26 protein-coding genes and 1 pseudogene are annotated in these 24,250 nt (G+C 72.9%); 13 read left to right on the forward strand and 14 right to left on the reverse strand.

Annotation, left to right across the window (positions count from 1 at the left end):
• Window positions 1-75: 75 nt before the first annotated feature.
• The 7 genes from SAM23877_RS42045 (at window position 76) to SAM23877_RS03260 (ending at window position 5,995) form a co-directional block, all read left to right on the forward strand.
• Complete coding sequence (locus SAM23877_RS42045) at window positions 76-150, forward strand: putative leader peptide (protein ID WP_352157278.1); 75 nt, start codon at window positions 76-78, stop codon at window positions 148-150.
• A 132-nt stretch (window positions 151-282) separates the two neighbouring features.
• Window positions 283-1,275, forward strand: coding sequence for an ABC transporter substrate-binding protein (locus SAM23877_RS03235; RefSeq protein WP_244902912.1), 993 nt, complete (start codon window positions 283-285; stop codon window positions 1,273-1,275).
• Window positions 1,272-2,129, forward strand: coding sequence for an ABC transporter permease (locus tag SAM23877_RS03240; RefSeq protein WP_053126718.1), 858 nt, complete (start codon window positions 1,272-1,274; stop codon window positions 2,127-2,129). Before SAM23877_RS03235 ends, SAM23877_RS03240 begins: the two co-directional genes overlap by 4 nt.
• On the forward strand, window positions 2,105-2,926 hold the full coding sequence (locus tag SAM23877_RS03245) for an ABC transporter ATP-binding protein (protein WP_079029991.1): 822 nt from the start codon (window positions 2,105-2,107) through the stop codon (window positions 2,924-2,926). Before SAM23877_RS03240 ends, SAM23877_RS03245 begins: the two co-directional genes overlap by 25 nt.
• Window positions 2,923-4,317: an LLM class flavin-dependent oxidoreductase gene (locus SAM23877_RS03250; protein WP_053126720.1), complete on the forward strand. Its 1,395-nt coding sequence runs from the start codon at window positions 2,923-2,925 to the stop codon at window positions 4,315-4,317. The genes SAM23877_RS03245 and SAM23877_RS03250 overlap by 4 nt, the downstream gene beginning before the upstream one ends.
• A complete protein-coding gene (locus SAM23877_RS03255; protein WP_244902913.1) occupies window positions 4,295-4,690 on the forward strand; it encodes a hypothetical protein in 396 nt (131 codons plus the stop codon). The genes SAM23877_RS03250 and SAM23877_RS03255 overlap by 23 nt, the downstream gene beginning before the upstream one ends.
• Before the next feature lie 339 nt (window positions 4,691-5,029).
• Window positions 5,030-5,995: a YihY/virulence factor BrkB family protein gene (locus tag SAM23877_RS03260; protein WP_053126724.1), complete on the forward strand. Its 966-nt coding sequence runs from the start codon at window positions 5,030-5,032 to the stop codon at window positions 5,993-5,995.
• A 97-nt stretch (window positions 5,996-6,092) separates the two neighbouring features.
• On the opposite strand, the gene SAM23877_RS03265 is transcribed toward SAM23877_RS03260, so the two are convergent.
• Together SAM23877_RS03265 and SAM23877_RS03270 are read right to left on the reverse strand one after the other, a co-directional pair.
• Window positions 6,093-6,968: an oxygenase MpaB family protein gene (locus SAM23877_RS03265; RefSeq protein WP_053126726.1), complete on the reverse strand. Its 876-nt coding sequence runs from the start codon at window positions 6,966-6,968 to the stop codon at window positions 6,093-6,095.
• A gap of 79 nt (window positions 6,969-7,047) precedes the next feature.
• A complete protein-coding gene (locus SAM23877_RS03270) occupies window positions 7,048-7,413 on the reverse strand; it encodes a transglycosylase family protein (protein WP_053126728.1) in 366 nt (121 codons plus the stop codon).
• A gap of 247 nt (window positions 7,414-7,660) precedes the next feature.
• Between SAM23877_RS03270 and SAM23877_RS03275 the strand changes: the two genes are divergently transcribed.
• Window positions 7,661-8,149 (forward strand): DUF5949 family protein, encoded by a 489-nt coding sequence (locus tag SAM23877_RS03275; protein ID WP_053126730.1) that lies wholly within the window; start codon window positions 7,661-7,663, stop codon window positions 8,147-8,149.
• Window positions 8,150-8,177: 28 nt separating this feature from the next.
• Here SAM23877_RS03275 and SAM23877_RS03280 read toward each other — a convergent pair whose 3' ends face one another.
• The 3 genes from SAM23877_RS03280 to SAM23877_RS03290 all read right to left on the reverse strand — a co-directional run bounded on the left by SAM23877_RS03280 (window position 8,178) and on the right by SAM23877_RS03290 (window position 10,011).
• Window positions 8,178-8,519, reverse strand: coding sequence for a VOC family protein (locus SAM23877_RS03280; protein WP_053126732.1), 342 nt, complete (start codon window positions 8,517-8,519; stop codon window positions 8,178-8,180).
• 54 nt (window positions 8,520-8,573) lie between these two features.
• Window positions 8,574-9,110: a cysteine hydrolase family protein gene (locus tag SAM23877_RS03285; protein WP_053126734.1), complete on the reverse strand. Its 537-nt coding sequence runs from the start codon at window positions 9,108-9,110 to the stop codon at window positions 8,574-8,576.
• A gap of 97 nt (window positions 9,111-9,207) precedes the next feature.
• Complete coding sequence (locus tag SAM23877_RS03290) at window positions 9,208-10,011, reverse strand: restriction endonuclease (RefSeq protein WP_079029992.1); 804 nt, start codon at window positions 10,009-10,011, stop codon at window positions 9,208-9,210.
• 141 nt (window positions 10,012-10,152) lie between these two features.
• On the opposite strand from SAM23877_RS03290, the gene SAM23877_RS03295 reads away from it, so the two are divergent.
• Window positions 10,153-11,223 carry a right-handed parallel beta-helix repeat-containing protein gene (locus SAM23877_RS03295; RefSeq protein WP_053126736.1) on the forward strand — a complete coding sequence of 357 codons (1,071 nt, stop codon included), beginning with the start codon at window positions 10,153-10,155 and terminating at the stop codon, window positions 11,221-11,223.
• Window positions 11,224-11,271: 48 nt separating this feature from the next.
• The gene (locus SAM23877_RS03300; protein WP_053126738.1) at window positions 11,272-12,300 is read left to right on the forward strand and encodes a methyltransferase; all 1,029 of its coding nucleotides are present in this window, start codon (window positions 11,272-11,274) and stop codon (window positions 12,298-12,300) included.
• Between the two features lie 90 nt (window positions 12,301-12,390).
• Here SAM23877_RS03300 and SAM23877_RS03305 read toward each other — a convergent pair whose 3' ends face one another.
• The 4 genes from SAM23877_RS03305 to SAM23877_RS03320 form a co-directional block, all read right to left on the reverse strand.
• Window positions 12,391-13,560 carry a SchA/CurD-like domain-containing protein gene (locus SAM23877_RS03305; RefSeq protein ID WP_053126740.1) on the reverse strand — a complete coding sequence of 390 codons (1,170 nt, stop codon included), beginning with the start codon at window positions 13,558-13,560 and terminating at the stop codon, window positions 12,391-12,393.
• 150 nt (window positions 13,561-13,710) lie between these two features.
• Window positions 13,711-14,403 carry a class F sortase gene (locus tag SAM23877_RS03310; RefSeq protein ID WP_053126743.1) on the reverse strand — a complete coding sequence of 231 codons (693 nt, stop codon included), beginning with the start codon at window positions 14,401-14,403 and terminating at the stop codon, window positions 13,711-13,713.
• A gap of 116 nt (window positions 14,404-14,519) precedes the next feature.
• Window positions 14,520-15,272 (reverse strand): hypothetical protein, encoded by a 753-nt coding sequence (locus SAM23877_RS03315; protein WP_053126745.1) that lies wholly within the window; start codon window positions 15,270-15,272, stop codon window positions 14,520-14,522.
• Window positions 15,273-15,674: 402 nt separating this feature from the next.
• Window positions 15,675-17,558, reverse strand: coding sequence for a SpoIIE family protein phosphatase (locus tag SAM23877_RS03320; protein ID WP_053142122.1), 1,884 nt, complete (start codon window positions 17,556-17,558; stop codon window positions 15,675-15,677).
• 125 nt (window positions 17,559-17,683) lie between these two features.
• Between SAM23877_RS03320 and SAM23877_RS03325 the strand changes: the two genes are divergently transcribed.
• On the forward strand, window positions 17,684-18,364 hold the full coding sequence (locus SAM23877_RS03325) for a LolA family protein (protein WP_053126747.1): 681 nt from the start codon (window positions 17,684-17,686) through the stop codon (window positions 18,362-18,364).
• Window positions 18,365-18,428: 64 nt separating this feature from the next.
• Here SAM23877_RS03325 and SAM23877_RS03330 read toward each other — a convergent pair whose 3' ends face one another.
• Entirely contained in the window at window positions 18,429-18,899 is a 471-nt protein-coding gene (locus tag SAM23877_RS03330; RefSeq protein ID WP_053126749.1) for an ATP-binding protein, read from the reverse strand.
• Window positions 18,900-19,017: 118 nt separating this feature from the next.
• The gene (locus SAM23877_RS03335; RefSeq protein WP_053126751.1) at window positions 19,018-19,755 is read right to left on the reverse strand and encodes an SAM-dependent methyltransferase; all 738 of its coding nucleotides are present in this window, start codon (window positions 19,753-19,755) and stop codon (window positions 19,018-19,020) included.
• Window positions 19,756-20,042: 287 nt separating this feature from the next.
• Between SAM23877_RS03335 and SAM23877_RS03340 the strand changes: the two genes are divergently transcribed.
• Entirely contained in the window at window positions 20,043-21,011 is a 969-nt protein-coding gene (locus SAM23877_RS03340) for a LysR family transcriptional regulator (RefSeq protein ID WP_053142124.1), read from the forward strand.
• A 124-nt stretch (window positions 21,012-21,135) separates the two neighbouring features.
• The gene (locus tag SAM23877_RS41745) at window positions 21,136-21,264 is read left to right on the forward strand and encodes a hypothetical protein (protein ID WP_280518065.1); all 129 of its coding nucleotides are present in this window, start codon (window positions 21,136-21,138) and stop codon (window positions 21,262-21,264) included.
• Between the two features lie 25 nt (window positions 21,265-21,289).
• Here SAM23877_RS41745 and pgm read toward each other — a convergent pair whose 3' ends face one another.
• The 3 genes and pseudogenes from pgm to SAM23877_RS03355 all read right to left on the reverse strand — a co-directional run bounded on the left by pgm (window position 21,290) and on the right by SAM23877_RS03355 (window position 24,216).
• Window positions 21,290-22,930 (reverse strand): phosphoglucomutase (alpha-D-glucose-1,6-bisphosphate-dependent), encoded by a 1,641-nt coding sequence (gene pgm / locus SAM23877_RS03345; protein ID WP_053126753.1) that lies wholly within the window; start codon window positions 22,928-22,930, stop codon window positions 21,290-21,292.
• 263 nt (window positions 22,931-23,193) lie between these two features.
• Complete coding sequence (locus SAM23877_RS03350) at window positions 23,194-23,622, reverse strand: hypothetical protein (RefSeq protein WP_174532187.1); 429 nt, start codon at window positions 23,620-23,622, stop codon at window positions 23,194-23,196.
• A 70-nt stretch (window positions 23,623-23,692) separates the two neighbouring features.
• Window positions 23,693-24,216: pseudogene (locus SAM23877_RS03355) on the reverse strand (hypothetical protein).
• Between the last annotated feature and the right edge of the window lie 34 nt (window positions 24,217-24,250).

Below are 24,250 nucleotides of genomic sequence, written 5' to 3' on the forward strand. Positions count from 1 at the left end.
GGCGTCATTGCAGCACCGGCACAGCCCACCGACGGGCCTTGACCCCCCATTTGGCCCCCCGATAGCGTCCACGGCATGCGGAAATCCCGGCAGTTCACAAAGAGGCGGGCCATCGATCTGATGCGCGTCGCCACCGCGGTGTGTAGCTGAACTCCACCGCCCCACTGCCCTTTCCTCCCATTCCCCGTGAAGGTCGCAATGACCCCTCGCACACGCATGCCCGGACTCCGGCGCATTTCCGTATCGGCCGTATGGGCCCTTCCCCTCCTTCTCACCGCCTGCGTGGCCCCGCCGCAGTCCACCGCGAGCAGCAAGGACGTCTCCGGCGAGAAGATCCCGGCCACCGTCTCCCACGACACCACGCTCACGGTCGGCGCACCGGACCTCAAGGTCGCCCTGGAGCTGTCGGGTCAGATCGACGACCTGCCCTTCAAGGTGAAGTGGGCCAACATGAGCGGCGGCCCGCAGTGCTCCGAGGCCTTCCGGGCCGGCGCCCTCGACGTCTGCTCGGCCGCCGACATCCCGTCGATCAACGCGCACTGGACGGGGCTGGACACGAAGCTCGTGGCGGTGAAGTTCCGCTCGGACCCGATCAGGAACCCCATCTACGAGTTGGGCACAGCCCCCGGCTCCGGCATCCGCAAGCTGTCCGACCTACGCGGCAAGAAGATCGCCTACAGCCCGGGCCAGGCCCAGGGCGCGCTGGTCCTGCGCATCCTGAAGAAGGCGGGCCTCACCCAGCAGGACGTCGAACTCGTGGAACTCGCGAGCACCGGAGACGTCTATCCCACGGCGCTCGGAAATCGGCAGGTGGACGCCGCACCCATCGCGGACGTCAACATCAAGCGTTATCTCGCGCATTACGGAAAGGAGGGCGGCGCCACCGTCAAACACGGCCTCCGGGACGACCCCGCGCATCTGTGGGCGCTGACGGAGAGCGTCGCCGACACGGGAAAGTCGTCCGCCGTCAGGGAACTCGTGAAGTTCTGGGCACGGGCGCAGATATGGATCGACAAGCACCCGAAGGAATGGGTCGCGGGTTACTACGTCGAGGATCAGGGACTCAGTCGCGCGGACGGCGAATACCTCGTCCGGCGCGTGGGCCATCCGGACCTGCCGGCGGACTGGACCGACGCCGTCCGCCGCCAGCAGCAGACCATCGACCTGCTGGCCGAGGAGCAGGACCGGGAGCCGTTCAAGGCGGATCTGCTCTTCGACCGCCGCTACGAGACCGTGGCCGCCGAGGCCGTGGCCGGCGAAGGGACGCCCTCATGAGCACCACCCTCCTCGACGAACAGGCGGCCAGGGCGACGAAGGCCAGGACCCTCGCGGTCCGCCCGCCCCGGCCCCGCCGCAGGCGCCCGGGGCCCGGCCGGCCCCTCCCCTACGGCTGGGCGATCGGCCCGGTGCTGCTCCTCGTGCTCTGGACGGCGGGCACCGGCCTCGGCCTGGTCGACGTCCGCAGCCTGCCCGCGCCGTGGACCATCGCCGACACCGCGGGGCAACTGATCGACAACGGCAAGCTCCCGTCCCACCTGGCCACCTCCGCCCAACGCGCCCTGCTCGGGCTGCTGTTCGGCGTCGCGGCCGGACTGCTCCTCGCGCTCGTCGCCGGCCTCAGCCGTGTCGGCGAGGCGGTGATCGACGGTCCGGTGCAGATCAAACGGGCCATTCCCTCGCTGGCGTTGATCCCGCTGCTCATCCTCTGGTTCGGCATCGGCGAGACCATGAAGGTCATCACGATCGCGCTCGGCGTCTTCGTGCCGGTCTACATCCACACGCACAACGGGCTGCGCGCCATCGACAGCCGCTACGCCGAACTCGCCGAGACCGTGCGCCTCGGCCGGCTCGCCTTCGTCCGGCACGTCGTCCTTCCCGGCGCCCTTCCCGGCTTCCTGCTCGGCATGCGCTTCGCGGTCACCGGCGCCTGGCTCGCCCTGGTCGTCGTGGAACAGGTCAACGCCACCAGCGGCATCGGCTACATGATGGAGCTCGCGCGGACCTACGGGCAGACCGACGTCATCATCGTCGGCCTCGTCGTGTACGGCCTGCTCGGCCTCGTCTCCGACGCCCTGGTACGACTCGTGGAGAGGAGGGCCCTGTCATGGCGACGCACTCTGGCGGGCTGAACACGACCGAGGACCGGACGGCGGTCCGCATCGAGAACCTGGTGCGCTCCTTCGACGGGCGCACGGTGCTGGACGGACTCGACCTGTCGATCGCGCCGGGTGAGTTCGTGGCACTGCTGGGGCGCAGTGGCTCCGGCAAGAGCACCCTGCTGCGGGCGCTGGCCGGACTCGACCACGACGTGGCGGGCAGCGGCGACCTGACCGCGCCCGACCATGTGTCCGTCGTCTTCCAGGACGCACGGCTGCTCCCCTGGAAACGGCTCCTCGACAATGTGATCCTCGGGCTGCCCGGTCCCTTCGCCGAGGAGCGGGGCCGGGCCGCCCTCGCCGAGGTCGGCCTCGCCGGGCGCGAGCGGGGGTGGCCGGTGGAGCTCTCGGGCGGCGAGCAGCAGCGCGTGTCGCTCGCCCGGTCCCTCGTACGCGAGCCGCGACTCCTGCTGGCGGACGAGCCGTTCGGCGCGCTGGACGCGCTGACCCGGCTCAGGATGCACGCCCTGCTGCGACGGCTGTGCGAGCGGCACCGGCCGGCCGTACTGCTGGTCACGCACGACGTCGACGAGGCCATCGCGCTGGCGGACCGGGTCGTCGTGCTGGACCGGGGCCGGATCGCGGCCGACCTTCCCGTGGACGTGCCGGCGCCGCGCCGCCAGGGCAGCGCCGCGCACACGGCCCTGCGCGGCCGGCTGCTCGCCCGGCTGGGGGTGGACACCGACGAGGACCACGGGACCACCGGGGCCGCCGGGGCCGCCGGGATCGGGCGACGTACCCGCACCAACGGCGAGGAGAGCGCGGCATGAGCACCCGGACACTGCACCTGAACCTGTTCGTGTACCCGGGCGGCCATCACGAGGCAGCCTGGCGCCACCACCACACCGACCCCGATCGGCTCCTGGACATCCGCTTCTACCAGGATCTCGCCCGCCGGGCCGAGGCGGCCGCCTTCGACGCCGTGTTCTTCGCCGACGGCCCGTCCCTCGCGGACAACGTCCGCTACGCCAGCCGTTTCCGGCTCGAACCCTTCACCTGGCTGTCCGCCATCGCCGCGGCCACCGAACGCATCGGCCTGATCGCGACCGCCTCGACCACCTACACCGAGCCGTACAACCTCGCCCGCCTCTTCGCCTCGCTGGACCACCTCAGCGGCGGCCGGGCCGGCTGGAACATCGTCACCACCGGCGCCCCCCAGGCGGCCGGGAACTTCGGTCTCGACGAGCACCCCGTGCACGCCGAACGGTACGACCGCGCGCATGAGTTCGTCGACGTCGTGACGAAGCTGTGGGACAGCTGGGAGGACGAGGCACTCGTCGTCGACCAGCAGGCCGGCGTGTTCGCGGACACCGACCGCATCCACGAGATCAACCACACGGGGCGCCACCTGAAGGTGCGCGGTCCGCTGAACCTGCCGCGCTCCCCTCAGGGCCGTCCCGTCCACGTCCAGGCCGGATCGTCCGAGGACGGCCGCGCCTTCGCCGCCGCGTACGCCGAGGCCGTGTTCACCGCGCACCAGACCCTGCGCAGCGCCCAGGAGTTCTACGCCGACCTCAAGAAGCGGGCCGCGGCGCTGGGCCGTGACCCGGACCAGGTCGTCGTCCTGCCGGGCATCAGCCCCTTCATCGGCTCGACCGAGGCGGAGGCCCTGGCCCTGCACCGCGAGTTCGACGAGCTCACCCAGCCCGAGTACTCACTCCACCTGCTCCAGCGCCTGCTGGGACTCGAACTGAGCGCCGACGAGCTGGACGGTCCCGTGCCCCGCCGGCTGATCGAGACGAGGGGCGAGCGCGGCAACGGCAGCCGTTTCCAGCTCGTCCTGGACATCATCGACCGCGAACAGCCCACGGTCCGACAGCTCCTGCACCGCCTCGCGGGCGCCCGCGGTCACCGTGTCGTGGCCGGCACGCCCGAGCAGGTCGCCGACCGGATCCAGGAGTGGTTCGAGCACGGCGCGGCCGACGGGTTCAACATCATGCCGCCCTATCTGTCGGGCGGCTTCGACCTGTTCGCCGACCAGGTGGTGCCGATCCTGCGGGCGAGGGGCCTGTTCCGCACCGCGTACGAGGGCACCACGCTGCGGGAGCACTACGGTCTGCCCCGGCCTGCCGCCGTCCGGCCGGCCGGAGGGAGCGGTCCCTCTCCTGCTGCTAGGTTCGACCCCCGTGCATCCACACGTGTTCGACACCCGGTTCCGTGAACGTGGTCGCCGGACGATGGGCTGGGGCTTCGGCCTGCTGGCCGTCGCGACCCTCCTGTGGGTGTGGTGCGGCGTCCTGCTCACCACCCCCTACGAGATCGACCGTGCCCACTCGGCCCACGCGGTCGAGTGCGAGCCCCGCCTGTTCACCGACGACGGGACGGCGAACGAAGGGCCGTCGAAGGACCCGTGCGGTGACGAACGGGACTGGCCCGAGGCGCTGGCCGTACTCGGTCTCTCGGTCCCCGTGTCCGTGGCGGGCGCGGCGCTCCTCGCCTACGGGCTCCTCGGCGTGCGGGTGAGCGAGCACGCCGCCGAGCTGGCCCGCCTGCACGAACTCGCCACCCGGGACCGGGGACAGGCGACTGCGTAGCTTCGGGCCGACGGGGGCGCGAGGGCGGCCCCGGGCGGGCCGGCGAACGGACCGTCCGGGACCGCCTCTCGGCTCCCCCGCCAGGGACTGCCCACCCGCCCGTCACGGAAAACGGGGCGAGCCGCGCCCGGGCGCAGCTCCCCACCCACGGGGTACCCCGGTCAACACGGCAACGGCGTGCGCGGGCGGCCCGGGGGGCGGCCGTACGGGCCTACACGCGGACAGCGCCCCTCCCCGCGCCGAAAGCCCGTCCCGTCCGCGCTGCCGTCTCGTTCACGGGGCATGCGCACGGGTGGAGGACCTGTCCTCGCCCGCCCCGACACGAGGAGCATCCGCATCGTGGGAACCGCCGTCCACGTTCCGCAGACCCGGGACATGCTCGGAGACGAACTCTCCGGCGACGAAGCCCTGACCGCCCTGCGGCGGTACGGGGGCCTGCGGCTGCTGGTCGACGCCTTCACCCGGTTCCGCTACGCGGACGGCTTCACCAACGCCCGGGCCCTCGCCTTCCAGGTCGTGCTCGGCCTGGTCCCGTTCACCGTCGTGCTCGTGGGCCTCGCCACGTCGGTGCACACCGAGAGTGTGGGCCGGGTCATCGAGCTGACCCTCGGCCGGATCGTGCCGGGCGCCAGCGCGGACGTCGTGGAGAAGGCCTTCGAGGGCACCCGGCGCAGCGCCGGCAGTGACGTGTGGAGCACGGTCGCGCTCTGGCTGGGCCTGGGGTTCGCCGTGCTGAACCTCGCCTCGGCCATGGCGCAGATCGAGCGGGGCGCCAACCGCATCTACGGCATCGAGCGCGACCGCCCCTTCCTCCGCAAGTACGGCCGGGCGCTGGTGCTCGCGTTCACGGCCGGCCTGCCGATGGTCCTGGGCTTCCTCGTGCTCGTCGCGGGTGAGACGGTCGGCGACGCCGTGGCCCGCACCGTCGGCCACGAGGACGGCGGTGCCGCGTGGTGGGGCGTGCTGGACGTACCGGCGGGGCTGCTGCTGGCCTGGGTCGCGTCGGCGGTGATCCTGCGCTGGTCGCCTCGTCGCGACCAGCCCGGCTACACCTGGCTGGCCTTCGGCTCGGCGGTCCACCTGGTGCTGTGGATCTCGGCGACCTGGCTGCTCGCGCTGTACGTCGGCCGGAGCGGGGCCTTCGGTGCCGTGTACGGACCGCTCACCGCCTTCATCGCCCTGCTGCTGTGGGCCAACCTCACCGCCGTGGCGCTCTTCCTCGGCATCGCGTTCGCGGCCCAGCTGGAGGCGGCCCGGGCGGGCATCCGCACGCCGGTGGAGCCGGACCCCGGGCCGGGCTCCTGACCGTCCCGCCCGCGGCGGCCGGCCCGGCGGACGCCGGCGCCGGAATGCCGCGGCCGGACATCGCCGGGCGGACGGGAACCGGCAGGACCGGTGGTCCCTAGGCCGCGTCGCGGGGCGGAGTCATGGCCCAGCGGATCCCGGCGGTCACCGCCACCCCGAGCGGGCGTACGCACACGCCCTCCGCCGGCGGCAGACGCGGCAGCCACAGGGCCCGCGAGGCCCAGACGGGCAGCAGGGAGACCGCGTTGGCGGCGATGGCCCCGTAGGGGAGGCGGGCGAGCAGCGGGAGGGGCGGATCGAGCAGCAGGAACCGCGCGGTGCTCCGCGCCTCGGCCGTCGCCCGCAGTTCGCCGCGGTAGGCGGCGAGGCGGTCCGTGAGTCCGGCGCGGTCCACGGGAGGGTCCGGGACGCCGAGCGCGGTGGCGATGCGCGCCATGTCGGCCACGTAGGCGTCGCACCCCTCGGCGTCCAGGGGGCGGGCGCCGTAGCGCTGGTGGGCGCGCAGGAAGCTGTCGACCTCGGCGACGTGCACCCAGCACAGCAGATGCGGATCCGCGGCGGCGTACGCCTCTCCCTCGGCCGTGGTGCCGCGCACGGTCTCGTGCACGGCGCGTACCCGCTCGCACGCCTGCTGTGCGCTGTCGGCGGGACCGTAGGTGGTGACGGCCAGGAAGGTGCTGGTCCGCTGGAGCCGGCCCCACGGGTCGCCGCGGAAGCCGGAGTGCGCGGCCACCGCGGCCATGGCCAGGGGGTGGAGCGACTGGAGCAGCAGGGCGGACAGGCCCCCGATGAACATGGAGGCGTCCCCGTGCACCCGCCTGATCGGCCGCTCCGGCCCGAACCAGCGTGGACCGGGTGTGTCGTGGATGCGGGCCCGGTTGCCCGGCCCCTCCGGACCCGCCACCCTCGAGAAGATCATCTCGCCGAGCCGGGCGCGGGGGGCGGGACGGTGATCGCCGGGAAAAAGTCTCATGGCTGCCGAGCCCTCCTTCGCCCACTGCGGCCGGGCGGCTCACATGACTACTTCTGCCCGGGTCCGGGGCGCGGGAACATCAGGCGCACCCCCAGGCCGACATCCCCTGCAGCCGGGCGAGGCGCTTGGCGACGGCGATCTGTTCCCCGCGGGTGGCGAGGTCCGCGCGGGAGGCGTACTTGAGGCCACCCGCCGCGGCCCAGCTCGACGGCGCGAACTGCAGGCCGCCGTAGTAGCCGTTGCCGGTGTTCGCCCGCCAGTTGCCGCCGGACTCGCACGCGGCGATGGCGTCCCAGTCGGTGCGCAGCGGGACCGACGGTGAGGCGACGGCTTCGCCGGTCGTGGCCAGTGCGGTCGCGGCGAACAGGACCACCAGGGCGGTACGGACGCCGCGGCCGTGCGAACTGCGCGTCTCGCTCGTATGAGCATTTCGTCTACAGATCATACTGAGACTGCTACACCATGTGACGGAGGGCCGGTGCTCCTGGCCCGCGTTCTTACGCCGGTCGGAGCAGGCGAATCCTCCCCGGCGCGGCCGGGACGGCCGGCTCTCACGTCGCGGACGACGACATCCGCGGCCGCCCGTCCCGGCGCCGGGCGAGCCCCCTCGTTCGTGTGAGGAAGGGCGAGTACGTCGCCCAGTCGGGTGAGAGGCGCGCGGCCACCTCCCGGCGTGCCCTTACGGTTTCGCGGTGACCTCGATCTCGACTGACACACGCCCCCTGCGGACCGCCGACCTCGGCACGCTCGTCATCATGTCCTGGAGCCGTGAGACACCCGACGGCGACGTCCCCTTCCTCCTCGCCTGCTCCCTGGGCGACGGCGAGGGCGGGCCACAGGCGGTCCCGGACGCCGTCGAACGGCTGCTGCGCCACTCCGGGATCTCCGTGGGCGAGGGGGTCCTCGACGCCACAGGCCTGACCGGCCTGCCCGTCACCCTGCTGGTGGTGCCGGGCGCCGCGGCGCTGACCATGCGGGGCGTCAACGCCCAGTTCGTTCCGACGCCCGAGTGGCGCAAGGCGGTCGACGAGCGTGGGTACGCCTGCCTGATCTTCGCCACGCGCCCCTGGTCCGGGGGCGAGCCCGGTGACGGTGAGGCGGTCGCCGCCTTCGCCAACGACGAGGCCACGCTCTCGTCCGCGGCACAGGTCATCCTGCCCGTGCGCAGCCTGCGCAGCTGACGGGGCCGGGCAGCGGCGCGCGCCCCGGTCAGCGGGGGGCGCCGCCGAACTCGATCTCGTTGCCGTCCGGGTCCCGGTACCCCGCCTTGCGCACCCCGTTCGGGTAGGTCTCCCGCGTCACGGGTTCCAGCCCCCGCTCGGCGATCGCGGCCACACGGCTGTCGAAGTCGTCGACGAAGACGGTGTGCATCGCCCGGCCGGCGCGGTCGGGCCGGTGCTCGACGAACAGCGACCGGTGCTCGGCGAGTTCCCACACCGCCTCGGTGTCGCTCGCGACGTAGGTCGGCGGCGAGCCGAGCAGTCGCTCGTACCAGGCCAGGGCTGTCGCGTAGTCCTTGACGGGGATGCCTGCGAAGAGGTCGACGGCCATGCCGTCAGGATAGGCCGGACGCCCCCGGCGCATGCCGTTTCGCGGCGGAGCGCCTCACGTCCACAACTCACCGCTGTCGCACACCCGGGCGCCCATGTTCCGCTCCATCATGCGCAGCGCGGCGTCCGCGAGGTCGGCGTGGATGTGGGCGACCGCGTCGCGCGCCACGATGACCTGCAGGTGGCGGATGTGGGCGTCGAGCGCCGAGTAGAGCACGCACTGCTCGGTCACCTGGCCGCACAGCACCAGCCGGTCGATCCCCTGCTGGTGGAGCAGGTACGTCAGCGGCGTCTCGAAGAAGATCGAATGGCGTGCCTTGACCACGAAGAGGGACGACTCGTCGGGCTTCAGGGGCTCGACGAGCCGTGCGTGCGGTCCCGAGAGTGCCTGGTCGAGGATCTCGCCGTGGTGCGAACGCCACTCGCCGAAGTTGTCGTTGACGTAGATCACGGGCACGTTCTGCCGTCTGGCCCGCTCCAGCAGGCCGGTGAGGTGCGGCAGCGCGGACTCGACGGCGGGAATCAGGGAGTCGGCGTCCTCGTGGTCATAGGTGTTGATCATGTCGATGACGATCAGCGCGGTCTTGCTCATGCACCTCAGGTTGCCACTGTGGCGAGGGAAAACCTCTTTTCCCGGCAGACGGCGGGGCGGCTTTCCCGGCAGACGGCGGGGCGGCGCGGCCGCGAGGTCACCGGACGGCCCGGCCCGGGGGCGGCGCGGCTTCCTCCTCCGCGAAGGGGACCCCCGCCCAGGGTGCCGGTGCCAGGCCCTCGCTCCACTCGCGGAGCCGCTCCTCGTTCACGCAGAGTATTCCGCACTGGGCGGCGTAGTCCGTGGCCGGTTCGGTGAAGTCGCTGGTGGTGACGAGGACCGCGACGTCGGCCTCATGGACGGTGAAGCAGGTGCCGCCGAAGCGCTGGAGGTCCTGGGAGCCGACCTTGTTGTCGTCGCCGTAGCGCTTGCACTGGATGACGACGCGTCGGCCGTCGGGAGCGGTCGCCGTCACGTCGGCGCCGAGATCGCCCGCGCCACCCACCACCTCCACGTCGGCGCAGCCGTCCCGTACGCAGAGTTCGGCTATCGCCTGCTCGAACTCGTCGGGACTGAGTTCCCGGTGGTCGACGACCACCACCGTGACCGCCTCCTCGGCGCCGGGCGCGGGCGCCGCCGGTACGACCGGGGCCCGTTCCTCCTCCAGCACCTCCATGGCCGTCGCCGTGGCCTCCTGCAGGGCACCCGTGGTGCGCCGCGCCAGCCTCCGCGCGGAGAGACCGGAGCGCCCGCTCCGGTGGACGATGCCGGCCAGCACCAGCCCGAGTACCAGGACGACGGCCCAGGCGGGACGCCGCTCCGCGACGTCGAAGGCCATGCGCAGGGCCCAGCCCACGACGCACAGGCCGACGGCGGCCAGCCCGAAGAACATGGCCGTCGCACGGAGGTCGAAGCGACGCCCCGGACGTATCGGGCGAGTACGGCGTGCGGGCACGGTCACGGTGTCATTCCTCCCTGCGGCGGACATCAAGATCACTCACGCCGTCTGCCCAAGAACCACCGGTTCACCGTCCGTTCATGACACGCCGTCGGATGGCTCATCCGACCAGTGCGCGAATCCTTCCGGCATAACGTGCGGAATATGAAGAAATGCCATGTCGTGTACCTGGTGTGCACCGCAGCGATGATCGGAACGGGGCTCGGTGCGGCTCCGGCGTCCGCCGGCCACATGACCCACGTGGTCCACCCCGGGGAATCGATCCAGAAGGCGGTGGACGCCGCCGAGTCGGGCGACACCGTGCTCGTCACTCCCGGCACCTACCGCGAGAGCGTGAACGTGAGCACGCCCGGGCTCACCCTGCGCGGCCTCCGCGGCACGGTGATCAGGCCGAGCACGGAGAAGGCCGCCGGGGACGACACCTGCGCCAAGGCCGGCAACGGGATCTGCGTGACCGGGACGAAGGACGCGAAGGTCAAGGGCGTCACCGTCGCCGGCCTGACGGTCACCGGCTTCACCCGCACCGGCGTGTTCTCCAGGGCCACGGACGGACTGACCGTACGGAACGTCACGGCGGAGAAGAACGGCGTCTGGGGCATCGCCCAGGAGCAGTCGATCCACGGCACCTTCCGGGACAACACGGCTCGCGAGAACGGCGACGCCGGCATCTTCCTCGCCAACACCGTCACGGCCGAGGAAGGCGCCACGGACACCGAGGGCACGGTGGTCGAGCACAACCGCGTCGAGGGCAACCGCATCGGCGTGACCGTCCGTCGCCTGCGCAACCTCGCCGTCGCCGACAACCACATCGCCGACAACTGCGCGGGCGTGTTCGTCGTCGGCGACGAGAACAAGCCCAAGGCCGGTGACCTGGTCGTGCGCGACAACCACATCGTGCGCAACAACAGGTCCTGCCCGAAGACCGAGCGGCTGCCCGCCCTCCAGGGCTCCGGCGTCGTGCTGACCGGAACCGAGAAGGTCCTGGTCGCGGACAACACCGTCGAGGGCCACGCCGGCAAGTCCCCGCTGTCGGGCGGCATCGTCCTGTTCAAGAGCATGGTGGGCGTCACCAGCGAGAACAACGAGGTCAACGGCAACACGCTGCGGGACAACTCCCCCGCCGACCTGGTCAGTACCGAGACCGGGAACGCCGCCAAGAGCAACACCTTCACAGGCAACACCTGCGGCGCCTCCCAGCCCGCCGGTATGTGCTGACCGACCACTCCAGCCACCCGTGGACCGAAGCAGGAAGGAAAGCGGCACATGACGACCGCACAGACTGCCCCACCCCCGCCCATGCGGCTGAGGGAACTCGTGTTCGGGGCGGCATGTGCCGCCGCCCTCCGCGCTGCCGCCCGGCTCGGCGTCGCCGACGCTCTCGGTGACACCCCGATGACCGTGGCCGACCTCGCGGCCGCCGTGAAGACCGAACCCAAGCCACTGCGCCGGCTGCTGCGCGCCCTGACCTGCTACGGCGTCTTCGCCGAACGCAAGGACGGGACGTTCGCGCACACCGACATGTCCCTGCTGCTGCGCGAGGACGACCCGCACAGCCTGCGCTACATCACGCTGTGGTGCACCGAGCCGTGGACCTGGGACGCGTGGCCCCGGCTCGACGAGGCGGTGCGCACCGGCGACAACGTCGTGGAGGGCCTGTACGGCAAGGAGTTCTTCACCTACCTCAACGAGGACGCTCCCGAGTCGGCCGAGATCTTCAACCGCGCCATGACCACGTCCAGCCGCCAGTCCGCCCAGGACGTCGCGGCGCTCCTGGACCTGTCGGGCAGCGCGTCGGTCGCGGACATCGGCGGCGGCCAGGGACACGTGGTGGCGAGCCTGCTGGAGAAGTACCCCACCATGCAGGGCACCCTGCTCGACCTCCCCCGGGTCGTGGAGAACGCCGACCCGCGGCTGCGAGAAGGCGGATCGCTCGCGGACCGGGTGCGCATCGTGCCGGGCGACTGCCGTGAGGCGATCCCCTTCCGGGCCGATGTGTACGTCATCAAGAACATCCTGGAGTGGGACGACGACAGCACCGCCCGTGCCCTGCGGAACGTCATCGAGGCGGGCGGACCCGGGACGCGGGTCGTGGTCATCGAGAACCTCGTCGACGACACGCCCTCCATGCGGTTCAGCACCGCCATGGACCTGCTGCTGCTCCTCAACGTCGGCGGCGCGAAGCACACCACCGACAGCATGGTGGGCCGACTGACCGACGCGGGCCTCGTCATCGACGACATCCGCCCGGTCAACCCCTACCTGCACGCGTTCGACTGCACCGTGCCGGAGTGAGCTGACCGGTGGACGCACGCGCGTCGGCCGCCGTACCCCGCCGGGACGCGGGGTACGGCGGCCGACGCGTTCGCGCCGTGCGGGCGCGGATCAGGCGTCGGGCGCGCGGCGGTCGGTGACGAGGTCCATGCGGGCACCCTGGAGGGCGCGGGCGAGTTCACCGCCGGCCGCAGGAGCGCCGTGCCTGCCGTCGGCGGCGTCGGCGCCGTCGAGGAGTGTCGTCAGTTCGGCCACCTGACCGGGGTCCGGGAGACCGAGGGCCACCGCCGGGTCGCCCTCGGCGTCGATGCCGCCCCGCACGTCGACCAGCCGCACCACGACGTCGTCGCGCTGGAAGATCGTGCTGCACAGGACCGGGCTGCGCGGATCGTCCGCCGCCGCCTCGTCCCGCTCGGCGAGCAGCTGGGCCAGCCGCATGCCGCGGCCCGGCCGCGCCGGATACGACAACGCGTGCCGCTGGGCGGTCGGGTCCTCCTCCCCCGCGGTCACGTGGTGGACGGCGGGCAGCGCCGCCCGTGTGTAGAAGACCCGGGCGGACTCCGGGTCGGCGAGGTCCCGGTCCTGTTCCAGGTAGGGGTTGATGGCCTCCTCGACGGCCCGCACCTCGGGCTGCTCCGCCACGTGGCGCAGGGCCGCGAGCAGGTCGCCGCGCACCTCGATGGCCCGCACCACCCGGTTGCCGTGCAGGAACAGGGACGTGCGGCACAGCCGTGTGGTGTCGTCGACCCTGGGTTCGGGCGAAGCGTAGTCGGCGAGGATCTCGGCGACCGCTGCCTCGCTGCCCGGCTTCACCGTGAAGGTGAGCGCGTGGCGGATCACGCCGTCACCGATCCGCGGGGAGGCCTGGAGACCGCCGCGGGCGGTGCCGGCGCCCGCCGACGCGTGGTTCGTCTCGCGGACGACGTGGAAGCGCAGCGACCGGGTGTCGCGGACGCAGCTGTGCAGCGGCTTCACCATCCGCACGTGCTCCTCGCTGCTCACCCAGTTCAGGAACGGCGGGGCGCTCTCCCACTCGCTGGTGATGAGCCACTGGGAGGGGTTCTCGATGGACTGGCACAACTGCTCGCCGAGGTGCCCGGGCACGGACTCGACGTGGCTGCGCAGTTGCTCGTACGTCTCGAGGAACTGCTGCTGCGCTCCGTCGTAGACCTCCACCAGCAGGACGACCCGGAGTCTGGAGCCGTCGAACACGGACTGGGAGACATGGTGCGACACCTGTCGCGTCAGCGGTTCCGAAGCAGGGGTGGACGTGATGGTCATCCTGCGCACATCTCCTTCGCGGGGGCGGAACTGAACGTCGGCCGCGGTGCTGCGCCGCCAGCGTGCCTCGATCCTGGGCCCGGCCCCGGCGGCGCGCGACCGGTGTGCACTGGGCGGGTGACCTGCGCCGTACCGGGACGGCGTGCGGACTCAGGTGAGATGCGCGAAGACCACCAGGTTGTCCGTGTAGTCCTTGGCCTTGCGGTCGTAGTCGCCCGCGCAGGTGATGAGCCGCACCTCGGCCCGGTCCGTGTCGCCGTACACGCGCTTGCTGGGGAAGGCGTCCTTGTCGAAGGTCTCCAGGTCGTCGACCACGAACGACACCCTGCGTCCGTCGGCTCGCTCGACGTGGAACACGTCGCCCTCGTCCAGTTGGCCGAGGCCCGCGAAGACGGCGGCGGACGTCTTCGTGTCCACGTGCCCGGCGATGATCGAGGTGCCCCGCTCCCCGGGGGAGGCGCCCTTGGCGTACCAGCCGACGAGGTTGGTGTCGTGCGGCGGCGGGGCCTGGAGCTGCCCGTTCGCGCCGATGGCGAGGTCGGTGAACGGAGCGTCGACGGAGATCTCCGGAATGAGCAGGCGCACCGGCTTCGAGCGCGGCAGGCCCGTGTCCGTCGGGCCTGCGGAGGACCGGGCCGTGGGGCCTGCGGAGGACGGGGCCGTCGCACCGGGCTGTGCGGCGATCGGGGGGCGGGAGGTGTCGGCCGACGTGTCGTTGCCGCCGACCAGGCTCACCGCCAGCACCAGCAGGGCCACGGCGCACATCACCGTCAGGCTCGACCGGGACCCCTGTCCGGTCGACGCCGGGTCGTCGTCGGCGGGGGGTGTAGGGGGTACTGCCATCGGGGGACCACCTCACTTGGACACGGCGGCAGGGCGGACGGGATGGGGGTGGGAGCGAGCCGGGCCGCCGCACGGTGCCTGGGCGGCGGCCCGACTGCTATCGCGCCCGGCACGGCTCACGCCACTCCGTGCGCCGACTTCCTGCGCCGGACGGCGTACAGACCGGTACCGGCGACGGCCAGGACGGCCAGCCCGCCCGCGGTCGTGGTCGGGGTGTCCAGCCCGCCGCCGCCGGTGTGCATCCCGCCGCGCGGCTTCTCGTGCTCACCGCTCCAGGACTTGCCGCCCTCGTCCTGCTTGTAGGTCTCCGAGCCCTCCTTGGAGCCGCCCTCCCAGTCGCCCTCGTTGACCGCGGTCAGCGCACCGCCGCCCGTGTGCATCCCGCCATGGGGCTTCTCGTGCTCACCGCCCCGGGACTTCTCGTGGTCACCGCCCCGGGACTTCTCGCCCTCGTCCTTCCCGGAAGTCCCCGAGCCCTGCTTGGAGCCGCCCTCCCAGTCGCCCTCGTTGACCGCGGTCAGCGCACCGCCGCCCGTGTGCATCCCGCCATGGGGCTTCTCGTGCTCACCGCCCCGGGACTTCTCGTGGTCACCGCCCCGGGACTTCTCGCCCTCGTCCTTCCCGGAAGTCCCCGAGTCCTCCTTGGAGCCGCCCTCCCAGTCGCCCTCGTTGACCGCGGTCAGCGCACCGCCGCCCGTGTGCATCCCGCCACGGGGCTCGTCGTGCTTGCCTGCCTTGTCGTGCTCCTTGCTGTAGGAAGAGTCGTCGTGGTCCCAGTCGCCACCGGTCGCCGCGTAGGCGCCGGGAGCACCGAGGACCAGGACGGCCGAGGCCGCCGCTGTGGTCAGGAGCATGTGAGCAGAACGCATCTGAGGTTCCTTCCGTCAGACCGGGCAGCTGGTGCTTCGTCAGCCGAGGGGACCCGGCCCCGACGTGAATCACCGTCAGCCAGCTGTCCGTCTCGCACCACTCAAGGCGCTCAGCCGGGTGAAACGTTCGCCCGTCCGCGCCCCGTGGAAGGGCCGGGGCGTACGGGGGCCTCCCCCGCGGGCCGGGTCCCCCGATGGGTGAACGCCTCCCCCGGTCGGCGGACGCGGGCCGGGGTGCGAGGCCGCGAGCCGGCGCCCGGCGGCTGCCGTCGACCGCCTGGACCGGCAGGCAACGCCCCCTCTGAGCAGCGGAGTTGACGGACTCGGAGCGACAGCGGGCGGCGGGGCGTTCCTGGGAGCGGGGGCCCGGACGCCGGCGCGGAACGCCGGAGGGTGCCGCTCTCACCGCTCGTCCGGGTCGGTCTCCGTCGGGTCCCGCACCTCGGGGTCCTGGCGGCGCGAGCCCGGGGCGGCCCGGTCGGGGGCGGCCTGGCTGTGCGCGGACTGGGTCGGCGGGGGCGGTGAGGTGTCGCCGGGGGCGCCGACCCCCGCGGCGGGCAGGCGCAGGGCGAGCAGGGCGACGTCGTCGCCGCGGGGCGTGAGCCGGGCGAGCAGCTCGTCGCAGAACTCGTCGATGCTCCGCCCCTCCAGCCGGCGGGCCAGGACCCCGGCATGGTGGCGGAGCTTGGCCATGCCCAGGTCGATCGGCCGGTCGCGGCTCTCCACCAGACCGTCGGTGTAGAGCAGGAGGATGCTCTCGGGCGGCATGTCCTCGTGCGCGTCGGGCCAGTCGAGTCCCAGGCGCAGCGTGGCGCTCATGCCGATGAGCGGGCCGTGCCCGGCCTCCAGGAAGCGGGCCTGGCCGTCCGGCGTGATCAGCAGGGGCGGCGGGTGACCGGCGTTGACCCAGTGGAACGTCCAGGGTCCGCCCTCCGGGCCCTCGACGCGGGCGAAGACGAGCGTGGCCATGGGGGCGTCGCTGGTGTTGGTCACGGCCTCGTCGAGGCGCCGCATGATCACGCTGGGCGGTTCCTGGTGGTCCCAGGCCAGGGCGCGCAGCATGTTGCGGACCTCGGCCATGTGCGCGGCGGCCTGCAGGTCGTGCCCGACCACGTCTCCGATGACGAGGGCCAGGACGCCGTCGGCGAGCAGGAACGCGTCGTACCAGTCGCCGCCGATCTCCATGGCGCTCTCGGCGGGCCAGTACCGGGCGGCCATGCGGACGTGGTCGACCTGCGGGAGGGGGGTCAGCAGCTGGCGCTGCATGGTCTCGGCGACGTTCTGCTGCTCGTGGTAGAGGCGGGCGTTGTCCAGGACCAGTCCGACGCGACGGCCGATGTCGGCGAGGAGGGCGGCCTCGGCCTCGGAGTGCGCGGGGTGCTCCCCCGCGCGTGCCACGGTGAGGGTTCCGTACGACCGCTGCCGGGTGCGGAGCGGCACGATCACGGCCGCGTGTCCGCCGAGCCGTTCGAACAGCACCCGGTGGGTCGCGGCGAGGGGGCTGTGCGGGTCGTGGAGCACGTCGTCGGCGGCGATCGGGACGGGCCGGTCGCTGTGGGCCAGCCGGGTCAGCGCGGAGCGCGCCGGGTCCGGCAGGGAGGTCAGCGGCCCCCTCAGCCGGCCCGCCCGGTGCGGGTACGCGCTGCTGCGGACGGCGATCCGCTCGAGGAGGTCGGACTGCCCCGGATAGACGTCGACCGCGGCCCACTGACCCAGTTCCGGCACCAGCAGCCGCAGGAGCCGACGGATCGTGGCGGAGGTGCGCTCGGTGGGGATGAGCACGGTGGAGACCTCGGCGACCAGGTGGAGCTGCGCGGAGAGGGTCTCCAGGGCGGCGGTGCGGGCCTCGGTCTCCTCGGCGGCGCTGCGGTGCAGGCTGAAGTCGTGGAAGACGAGCACCAGGCCCTCCCGCCGGCCGTCCGCGACCAGCGGGGTGGCCGCCCAGATGATCGGGACCGTGGATCCGTCGGCCCGCAGGAAGTACTCCTCGCTGCCCTCCTCGGCGGGCGCCCCGTGCAGGGGGTTGCGCAGCGCGCACCGCTCGCGCGGGACGGGGCTGCCGTCGGCGTGCCGGTGCAGGAGGTCGTGTGCGTCGCGTCCGATCATGTCCCGCGCCGACCGCCCCAGCAGCTGCTCGGCCCAGGGGTTCACCGAGGTGATCCGGGCGGACGGGTCGAGGGTGAGGACGCCGGCGCCGAGGGCGCGCAGGACGGCCCGGGCGAAACCGGGGTCCCCGTGCCCCGGCTCCTCGCCGCTCTCCTGGTGGCCCGCCCAGCGTGACGCCACGACCCTCACAGCCTTCCGATGCCGTCCACCCCGCCAGGTTCCCCCGGAGTCCGGGGGTGAACCGCTCCGGAGGGCCGAAGGGGGCTCGGGTAGGCTCTCGGTGCCGATCTTGCCCAGGGGGACGCGTGCGCACCACGACCACGACCGCCGTACTGACCTGTCTGCTGGCCGGCCTCGTCGCGGGGTGCGGCAGCGGCGACGGGAGCGAGTCCGCCGACGAGATGCTGGAGGACGCCAACGCCGCGATGCGGGCGCTGAAGTCGGTACGGATCGACTCCACCAGCACCGCGGCGAAGGGCGGCACGGTGACGGTCCGGCTGGTGACCGACCTGAAGAGCCGGTGCACCGCGAAGGCCACGTTCTCGCAGGGCGGCAGCCTCGAGCAGATCAGGACGGGCGAGACCGACTACGTCCGCCCCGACCGCGCCTACCTGGAGAGCCGGCGGCCCGGCGGCGTCACCGGCGAGCAGAGGCTGTGGATCAGGACGTCCGCCGACGCGGCGCAGCCCGGTGACGGGCTCTCCTCCTGCACGCGTCCCTTCGCCTCCTTCGGCACCGCCGAGAAGGGGAAGTCCACCCGCGTCGGCGGCCGGGAGGCGGTCGAGCTGACGGTCAGCGACGAGGAGGACCGGGGCGGGAAGTACACCTTCTCCGTCGCCACGCAGGGCGAGCCGCACCTCCTCAAGGTGGTGTACGAGGGCGCCGACTACGACACGTCCACGTCCTTCACCGACTTCGACGAGCCGCTGGACGTGCGGCCGCCGAAGTCCTCCGAGGTGATCGACGGGCAGCACGCCCCGCGGTGACGCCACGGCCCCGTGCGCATCGCCGGCCGTGCCGTGCCACGCTGGTCCCGTCGCCTCGCCGGGGTCAGGACGCGTGGCCGAGGGCCGTACCGCTCAGGTCGTCGGCGAGCCGCACCGCGGCTCTCATCCGCTTGCCCACCGGCTCCCGGTACACCTCGAAGCTCTGGCAGACGGCCATCACGATCTCCAGCCCGTGCCGGCCGATCCGTCCGGGGTCGGCCGTCTCGGCCACCGGCAGCACCGGGTCGGTGTCCCACACGGTGACCTCCACCCGGTCCTCCGCCAGCTCCAGATCGACCAGCGAGGGGCCGGGCGCGTACTTGCACGCGTTCGTGAGGAGCTCGCTGACCACCAGCTGCACCAGGTCCACCGCGCGGTCGGGCACCGGGCGGCCCCGGGCCGCCCGTACCCGCGCCAGGAACCGTCGGGCCAGCTCCCGGCCCCGGGCGATGTCGCCGGGGCTTCCCTCGTACTCCGCCGACTCCCTGACGAGCTCTTCCGCCCGCTGGTCCCTGTTCCGGGCAGCCCCGTCCATGCGATCCGCCCTCTTCCCGAGCCTTGACCGTTACGCCAGGCGTCTACCCCGAAAACGGGGAAACACCGAAAACCGGGAAACACCGGAGGCGGGCGTGACCGCCGGCGGTCGGCGGCCGCTAGGGGTGCGTGGGGCGCAGGACGAGGCAGAGGAAGCCCATCACGTCCCGGTAGGCCCGCAGCCACCCGTCGCGGTGTGCGGTGGCCGCCTCGAGTGCCTGCGCACGGTCCGGGTCGGTGGGGTGGTCCAGGGCCCAGGAGGCCAGCGACCCGGTCCAGGACCACTCGTAGCCGTCGAGTTCCGCACGGGTGCTGATGTGCCCGCCGACCGGGGTCCAGCCGTCCGCGGCGACCCGGTCCAGCGTGGTCGGCAGGTCGGTGAGGTCTCCGAGCATCTCGACGGCCTCGGCGGACGGCGTGTCCGTCCAGAAGCCGTCACCGACCAGGACGCGTCCCCCGGGCGCCAGGTGCTCGCGCGCCGCGGCGAGGGTGGCGGACAGGCCGCCGAAGGCGTGCGTGGAGCCGACGCACAGGACGAGGTCGAAGCGGTGCGGGGCGGTGAAGTCCGCGGCGTCCCGACGGTGCAGGACCAGACGGTCTCCGACTCCCCGTCGGCCCGCCGCCGCGCGGGCCCGTGCCAGCGCACGCTCGGAGACGTCGACGCCCTCGGCCGTCAGCCGCGGATGTCCGGCGAGTGCGCGCAGGAGCCACTCCCCGCCGCCGCAGCCCAGGTCCAGGACGCGCGCGTCGCCGTGCGGGATGCCGCGTTCCAGCAGCCGGTGCACCGAGTCGTCGTCGAGCGGGGCCGCGATCGGGTGATCGGCGTGGGCGAGTTCGGAGATCGTCTGACGGTCCATCGGCGGATGGTGGCACGACGGGTCGAGCGGCGCACTCGATTTCCGGGCCGCTCAGGCGGTGCGCCGACCGGCCCGCGCGCACCTCGGCGTCGTGCGGTGCTCAGCATCCCGTACTCCGCGCGGTTGTGGGGAGGGGCGAACGAGCTTCGCACGACCGGGTCACCACCGGGCGGCTTCCTGTACGCCGCGCCGTGACCCGGCCGTCGGGTCGAGCACGACGGCAAGGGATCAAGCGACCCGTTCGCCCGACACGCACAACGCTCGGTTGTGCTCCTAGGATGGCCGCCGTGGATCTCGTCGCGGTACGCACCTTCGTCGCCGTCGCGGAGGCGGGTCAGTTCCAGCTCGCCGCCGCGCAGCTGGCGATCACCCAGCAGGCCGTCTCCAAGCGGATCGCCGCTCTGGAGAAGGATCTCGGGGTGCCGTTGTTCGCCCGCACGGCGCGCGGCGCGCGGCTGACCATCGACGGGCAGGCGTTCCTCCCGCACGCGCGTGCGCTGCTCGACGCCGAGGAGCGGGCGGCGGCATCGGTGCGGCCCGGACGGCGCCCGCTGAGAGTCGACGTGATCGGGAGACGGCTCGCCACGGCCGCCATGCTGCGCGACTTCCACCGCGCCCATCCCGAGGTCGATCTCGACGTCGTGATCCTCTTCGACTCGGACGCGGGCGCGGCGGCGGCCGCGATCCGCTCCGGGGCGATCGACGCGTCCTTCCGCTGCGTCGTCATGCCGGGTCAGGAGCTCCCCGCCGGGATCGAGGCCACGCCCGTCCACGACGAGCCGCTCCAGCTGTGCACCGGGCCCGGTCACGAGTTCGCGTCGGCACGGGCCGTGACCCCGGCACAGCTCGCCGGCCACCGCATCTGGATGCCGGGGAACCTGCCCGGCACCGAGTGGTCGGCCTACTACGACGCGCTCGCCGCGGAGTTCGGACTGACCATCGACACCCTCGGCCCCGACTTCGGCGTCGAGGGCCTCCTCGACACGATCGCCGGGTCGTCGACGATCGCGACCTTCCTCAGCGAGCACACCCCTCTCGTCTGGCCCGCCGTCCACGATCTGCGGCGCATCCCGTTGCGCGACCCGACACCCGTCTATCCGCACTCCCTGCTCTGGCACGCCGACAACCCGCATCCGGCGCTGGCCGCGCTGCGCGGCTACCTCGCCTCGCGGCCGGCCGGGAACCTCGACACGGAGGTCTGGACACCGCCGTGGGCCCTGCGCTGCCATCCGCGGGCCGATCCCGCCCGGTCGTGACGTCCCCGCCGGTTCGGCGGGTTTTGGGGGCCGGCCGGGGGTGGGCCCGTACCCGATCCTGTGACCAGGTCATCGTGCCGGGTGGTCGACGGGGCCGCTGGGCGACGGACTCGGGGGTGGTCACGTGGGGCACGACGAGCGGCTCTCCGCGCGCAAGGCCGACCGGGGGCGGCCCCGGCCGAAGTGCCCGGTCATCGGCGGCTACGAGATCCGCGGCCTGACCGTGGCGCTCCCCCGGCCCGGCCGTCGCTGACCGGCCCGGGGGCACGGGTACGGCGTCAGCCGCCCAGCGCGCCGAGGACGACGAGCTTGGCCTCGTCCTGCACCTGCCGGAGGTGGTCCGCGCCGCGGAACGACTCCCCGTAGATCTTGTAGACGTCCTCGGTGCCGGACGGCCGGGCCGCGAACCAGGCGTTCTCGGTGGTCACCTTGATGCCGCCGATGGACGCTCCGTTGCCCGGCGCCTCGGTGAGCACGGCGGTGACCGGTTCGCCGGCGAGGGTGTCGGCGCTGACCTGGGCCGGGGACAGCTTGGCCAGGCGCGCCTTCTCCTCCCGGGTCGCCGGCGCGTCGATGCGGGCGTAGGCGGGTGCGCCGAAGCGTGCGGTGAGGGCGGCGTAGTGCTCGGAGGGCGTCTTTCCGGTGACGGCGGTGATCTCGGAGGCGAGCAGCGCCAGGATGATGCCGTCCTTGTCGGTGGTCCACACCGAGCCGTCCCGGCGCAGGAAGGACGCCCCGGCCGACTCCTCGCCGCCGAAGCCGATCGTGCCGCCGGCCAGTCCGTCCACGAACCACTTGAAGCCGACGGGCACTTCGACCAGCCGCCGGCCCAGGTCGGCGGCCACCCGGTCGATCATGCCGGAGGACACCAGCGTCTTGCCCACGCCCGCGTCGGCGGGCCAGTCGGTGCGGTGGGCGTAGAGGTAGGCGATGGCGGTGGCGAGGTAGTGGTTGGGGTTCATCAGGCCGGCGTCCGGGGTGACGATGCCGTGCCGGTCGGCGTCGGCGTCGTTGCCGGTCGCGATGGTGAAGCGCTCGCGCTGCTCGATGAGCGAGGCCATCGCGTGCGGCGACGAGCAGTCCATGCGGATCTTTCCGTCCCAGTCCAGCGTCATGAAGCGCCAGGTGGGGTCGGTCAGCGGGTTGACCACCGTCAGGTCCAGGCGGTGCTGCTCGGCGATCCTTCCCCAGTACGCGACGGAGGCGCCGCCGAGCGGGTCGGCGCCGATCCGCACGCCGGCCGACCGGATCGCGTCGAGGTCCAGGACACTCGGCAGGTCGGAGACGTAGGCGTCGAGGAAGTCGTGACGACCGGTGCCGGGGGCGGCGAGCGCCCGGGCGTAGGGGACGCGCCGTACGTCCTTCAGGCCGGCCGCGATGATCTCGTTGGCGCGGTCCTGGATCCAGGAGGTGGCGTCCGAGCCCGCGGGGCCGCCGCTCGGCGGGTTGTACTTGAAGCCGCCGTCGGCGGGCGGGTTGTGGGACGGGGTGACGACCACGCCGTCGGCGAGGCCCGAGGTGCGCCCGCGGTTGTGGGTGAGGATGGCGTGCGAGACCGCCGGGGTGGGGGTGTAGCCGTCCGCGGTGTCGACGAGGACGGTCACGTCGTTCGCCGCGAACACCTCCAGGGCGGTGATCCTCGCCGGCTCCGACAGGGCGTGCGTGTCGGCACCCAGGAAGAGCGGGCCGTCGGTGCCCTGTGCCGAGCGGTACTCGCAGATGGCCTGGCTGGTGGCGGCGATGTGGTCCTCGTTGAACGCCGCCGCGAGGGACGACCCCCGGTGTCCGGACGTACCGAAGGCCACCCGCTGGCCGGGGTCGGCCGGGTCCGGATGCAGGGCGTAGTACGCCGTCACCAGCCGGGCGACGTCGATCAGGTCCTCGGGGCCGGCCGGCTTCCCGGCTCGGTCATGCTGCATGCGCCCACTCCTCCGCGTCGGTCGGGCATTGGCTCGCGGGACCATCTTCCCCTGCCCGGGCGAGCGCTACCGGGCACCCCGGCCGAGACCGGCCGGAACCGGCATCGAGGGAAGGCACCGCACGCTCACGGCCATCGCGGCCGGCCGGGACGACCGTCGCGCGGGCGCGTGGAGACGGCACACCACGAGCCCGGGCCTGCGGTTCCCCCCTGGGCTCGGGGGGCCGCCGGACCGGGCGCCGTGGTGCGGCCGTGCGGAACGCGTCAGATGCGGCCGCCGGTGAGACGGGTCAGGGGCCCGTGCGTGTGACGTCCCGCCCGGCGGCCCACCGCGTAGGACGCGGCGCTCAGAGCGGTGATGCCGGCACCCACACCCGCGGCGACGAACTTGCGGTGGGCGATGACCGTCCACGCGGTCTTCGCCGTGGCCGCGACGTGCCCCGAGGTGGTGATGACCGCCTGACGGCCGGCCTCGACACCCTTGGCCGCCGTCTGCATGGCGCCGTTCGCCGCATCCGCCGAACGCTGGGCACCGGACTTGGCCGCTGACGCGGCGTCACCGGCCTTGCCCTTGGCGGCCTGCCCGGCGCGCGTGGCCGGGGCGGTCGCCTTGTCCGCGGCGTTGCGGGCCTTGGACTCGGCGGTCCGTGTGGTGGTGGTCTTCTGGTTCGTGTCCTTGTTCGGATCGCTCATGGACACCGCTTTGCCACTCACTCCGACGGCAAACACGTATGTTCCCCGAATGCTCACCGGGCTTCCACCGTCAGGGCCTTGACGTGCCGGGCAGCACGCGCGGCTCGAGGCGCTCCTCCACCGCCGTGTCACCCTCGCGCACGACCACGTAGGCGCCCTTGCCCGCGACCTCCGTCACCGCCTCGACCAGCTCCGTGCCGCGGCAGACGAGCCCCACGCCGTCGTCCGTGCAGTGGGCCGAGGGCAGGGTGCCGTCGGCGACGAGCCGGTGGATCAGCGGGCGGCGCCCCCTCGTCCACGTCGTAGTGCACTCCGTTGCCGTAGGGCAGGAAGCCCAAGGCGTCGGTGAGGGGGCGCAGTTCGGGGCCGAAGGAGTCGGTCGAAGCCGGCGACGCGGGCGGCCTCCGTCATCCGGGCGGTGAAGTGTTCGGCGTCCCCGATGGCCGTGCCCACGTACAGGACGCGGGGGCGCCGCCCGTGGGCGCCCGAGAGGTCCACCGTGTGGTGCACCAGGGAGTCGAAGGCAACCATGGTCCGGCCACCGGTGCGGTGACCTCCCGAGGTGGCGAGAATGGTGGGCTCGGACGCCGTCATGCGGTGATCCTGGTGACGTGCCGCGCGGCTTCCG

The organism is Streptomyces ambofaciens ATCC 23877, assembly GCF_001267885.1.
GTDB classification, from domain to species: domain Bacteria; phylum Actinomycetota; class Actinomycetes; order Streptomycetales; family Streptomycetaceae; genus Streptomyces; species Streptomyces ambofaciens.

What these genes read in the sequence shown, in the direction of transcription:
- SAM23877_RS03240 (WP_053126718.1), top strand. Translation starts at nt 1,272, where the DNA reads ATGAGCACCACCCTCCTCGACGAACAGGCGGCCAGGGCGACGAAGGCC.
- SAM23877_RS03245 (WP_079029991.1), top strand. Translation starts at nt 2,105, where the DNA reads ATGGCGACGCACTCTGGCGGGCTGAACACGACCGAGGACCGGACGGCG.
- SAM23877_RS03250 (WP_053126720.1), top strand. Translation starts at nt 2,923, where the DNA reads ATGAGCACCCGGACACTGCACCTGAACCTGTTCGTGTACCCGGGCGGC.
- SAM23877_RS03265 (WP_053126726.1), bottom strand. Translation starts at nt 6,968, where the DNA reads ATGAGACTTTTTCCCGGCGATCACCGTCCCGCCCCCCGCGCCCGGCTC.
- SAM23877_RS03270 (WP_053126728.1), bottom strand. Translation starts at nt 7,413, where the DNA reads ATGATCTGTAGACGAAATGCTCATACGAGCGAGACGCGCAGTTCGCAC.
- SAM23877_RS03280 (WP_053126732.1), bottom strand. Translation starts at nt 8,519, where the DNA reads ATGGCCGTCGACCTCTTCGCAGGCATCCCCGTCAAGGACTACGCGACA.
- SAM23877_RS03285 (WP_053126734.1), bottom strand. Translation starts at nt 9,110, where the DNA reads ATGAGCAAGACCGCGCTGATCGTCATCGACATGATCAACACCTATGAC.
- SAM23877_RS03295 (WP_053126736.1), top strand. Translation starts at nt 10,153, where the DNA reads ATGAAGAAATGCCATGTCGTGTACCTGGTGTGCACCGCAGCGATGATC.
- SAM23877_RS03300 (WP_053126738.1), top strand. Translation starts at nt 11,272, where the DNA reads ATGACGACCGCACAGACTGCCCCACCCCCGCCCATGCGGCTGAGGGAA.
- SAM23877_RS03305 (WP_053126740.1), bottom strand. Translation starts at nt 13,560, where the DNA reads ATGACCATCACGTCCACCCCTGCTTCGGAACCGCTGACGCGACAGGTG.
- SAM23877_RS03310 (WP_053126743.1), bottom strand. Translation starts at nt 14,403, where the DNA reads ATGGCAGTACCCCCTACACCCCCCGCCGACGACGACCCGGCGTCGACC.
- SAM23877_RS03315 (WP_053126745.1), bottom strand. Translation starts at nt 15,272, where the DNA reads ATGCGTTCTGCTCACATGCTCCTGACCACAGCGGCGGCCTCGGCCGTC.
- SAM23877_RS03330 (WP_053126749.1), bottom strand. Translation starts at nt 18,899, where the DNA reads ATGGACGGGGCTGCCCGGAACAGGGACCAGCGGGCGGAAGAGCTCGTC.
- SAM23877_RS03335 (WP_053126751.1), bottom strand. Translation starts at nt 19,755, where the DNA reads ATGGACCGTCAGACGATCTCCGAACTCGCCCACGCCGATCACCCGATC.
- pgm (WP_053126753.1), bottom strand. Translation starts at nt 22,930, where the DNA reads ATGCAGCATGACCGAGCCGGGAAGCCGGCCGGCCCCGAGGACCTGATC.
- SAM23877_RS03350 (WP_174532187.1), bottom strand. Translation starts at nt 23,622, where the DNA reads ATGAGCGATCCGAACAAGGACACGAACCAGAAGACCACCACCACACGG.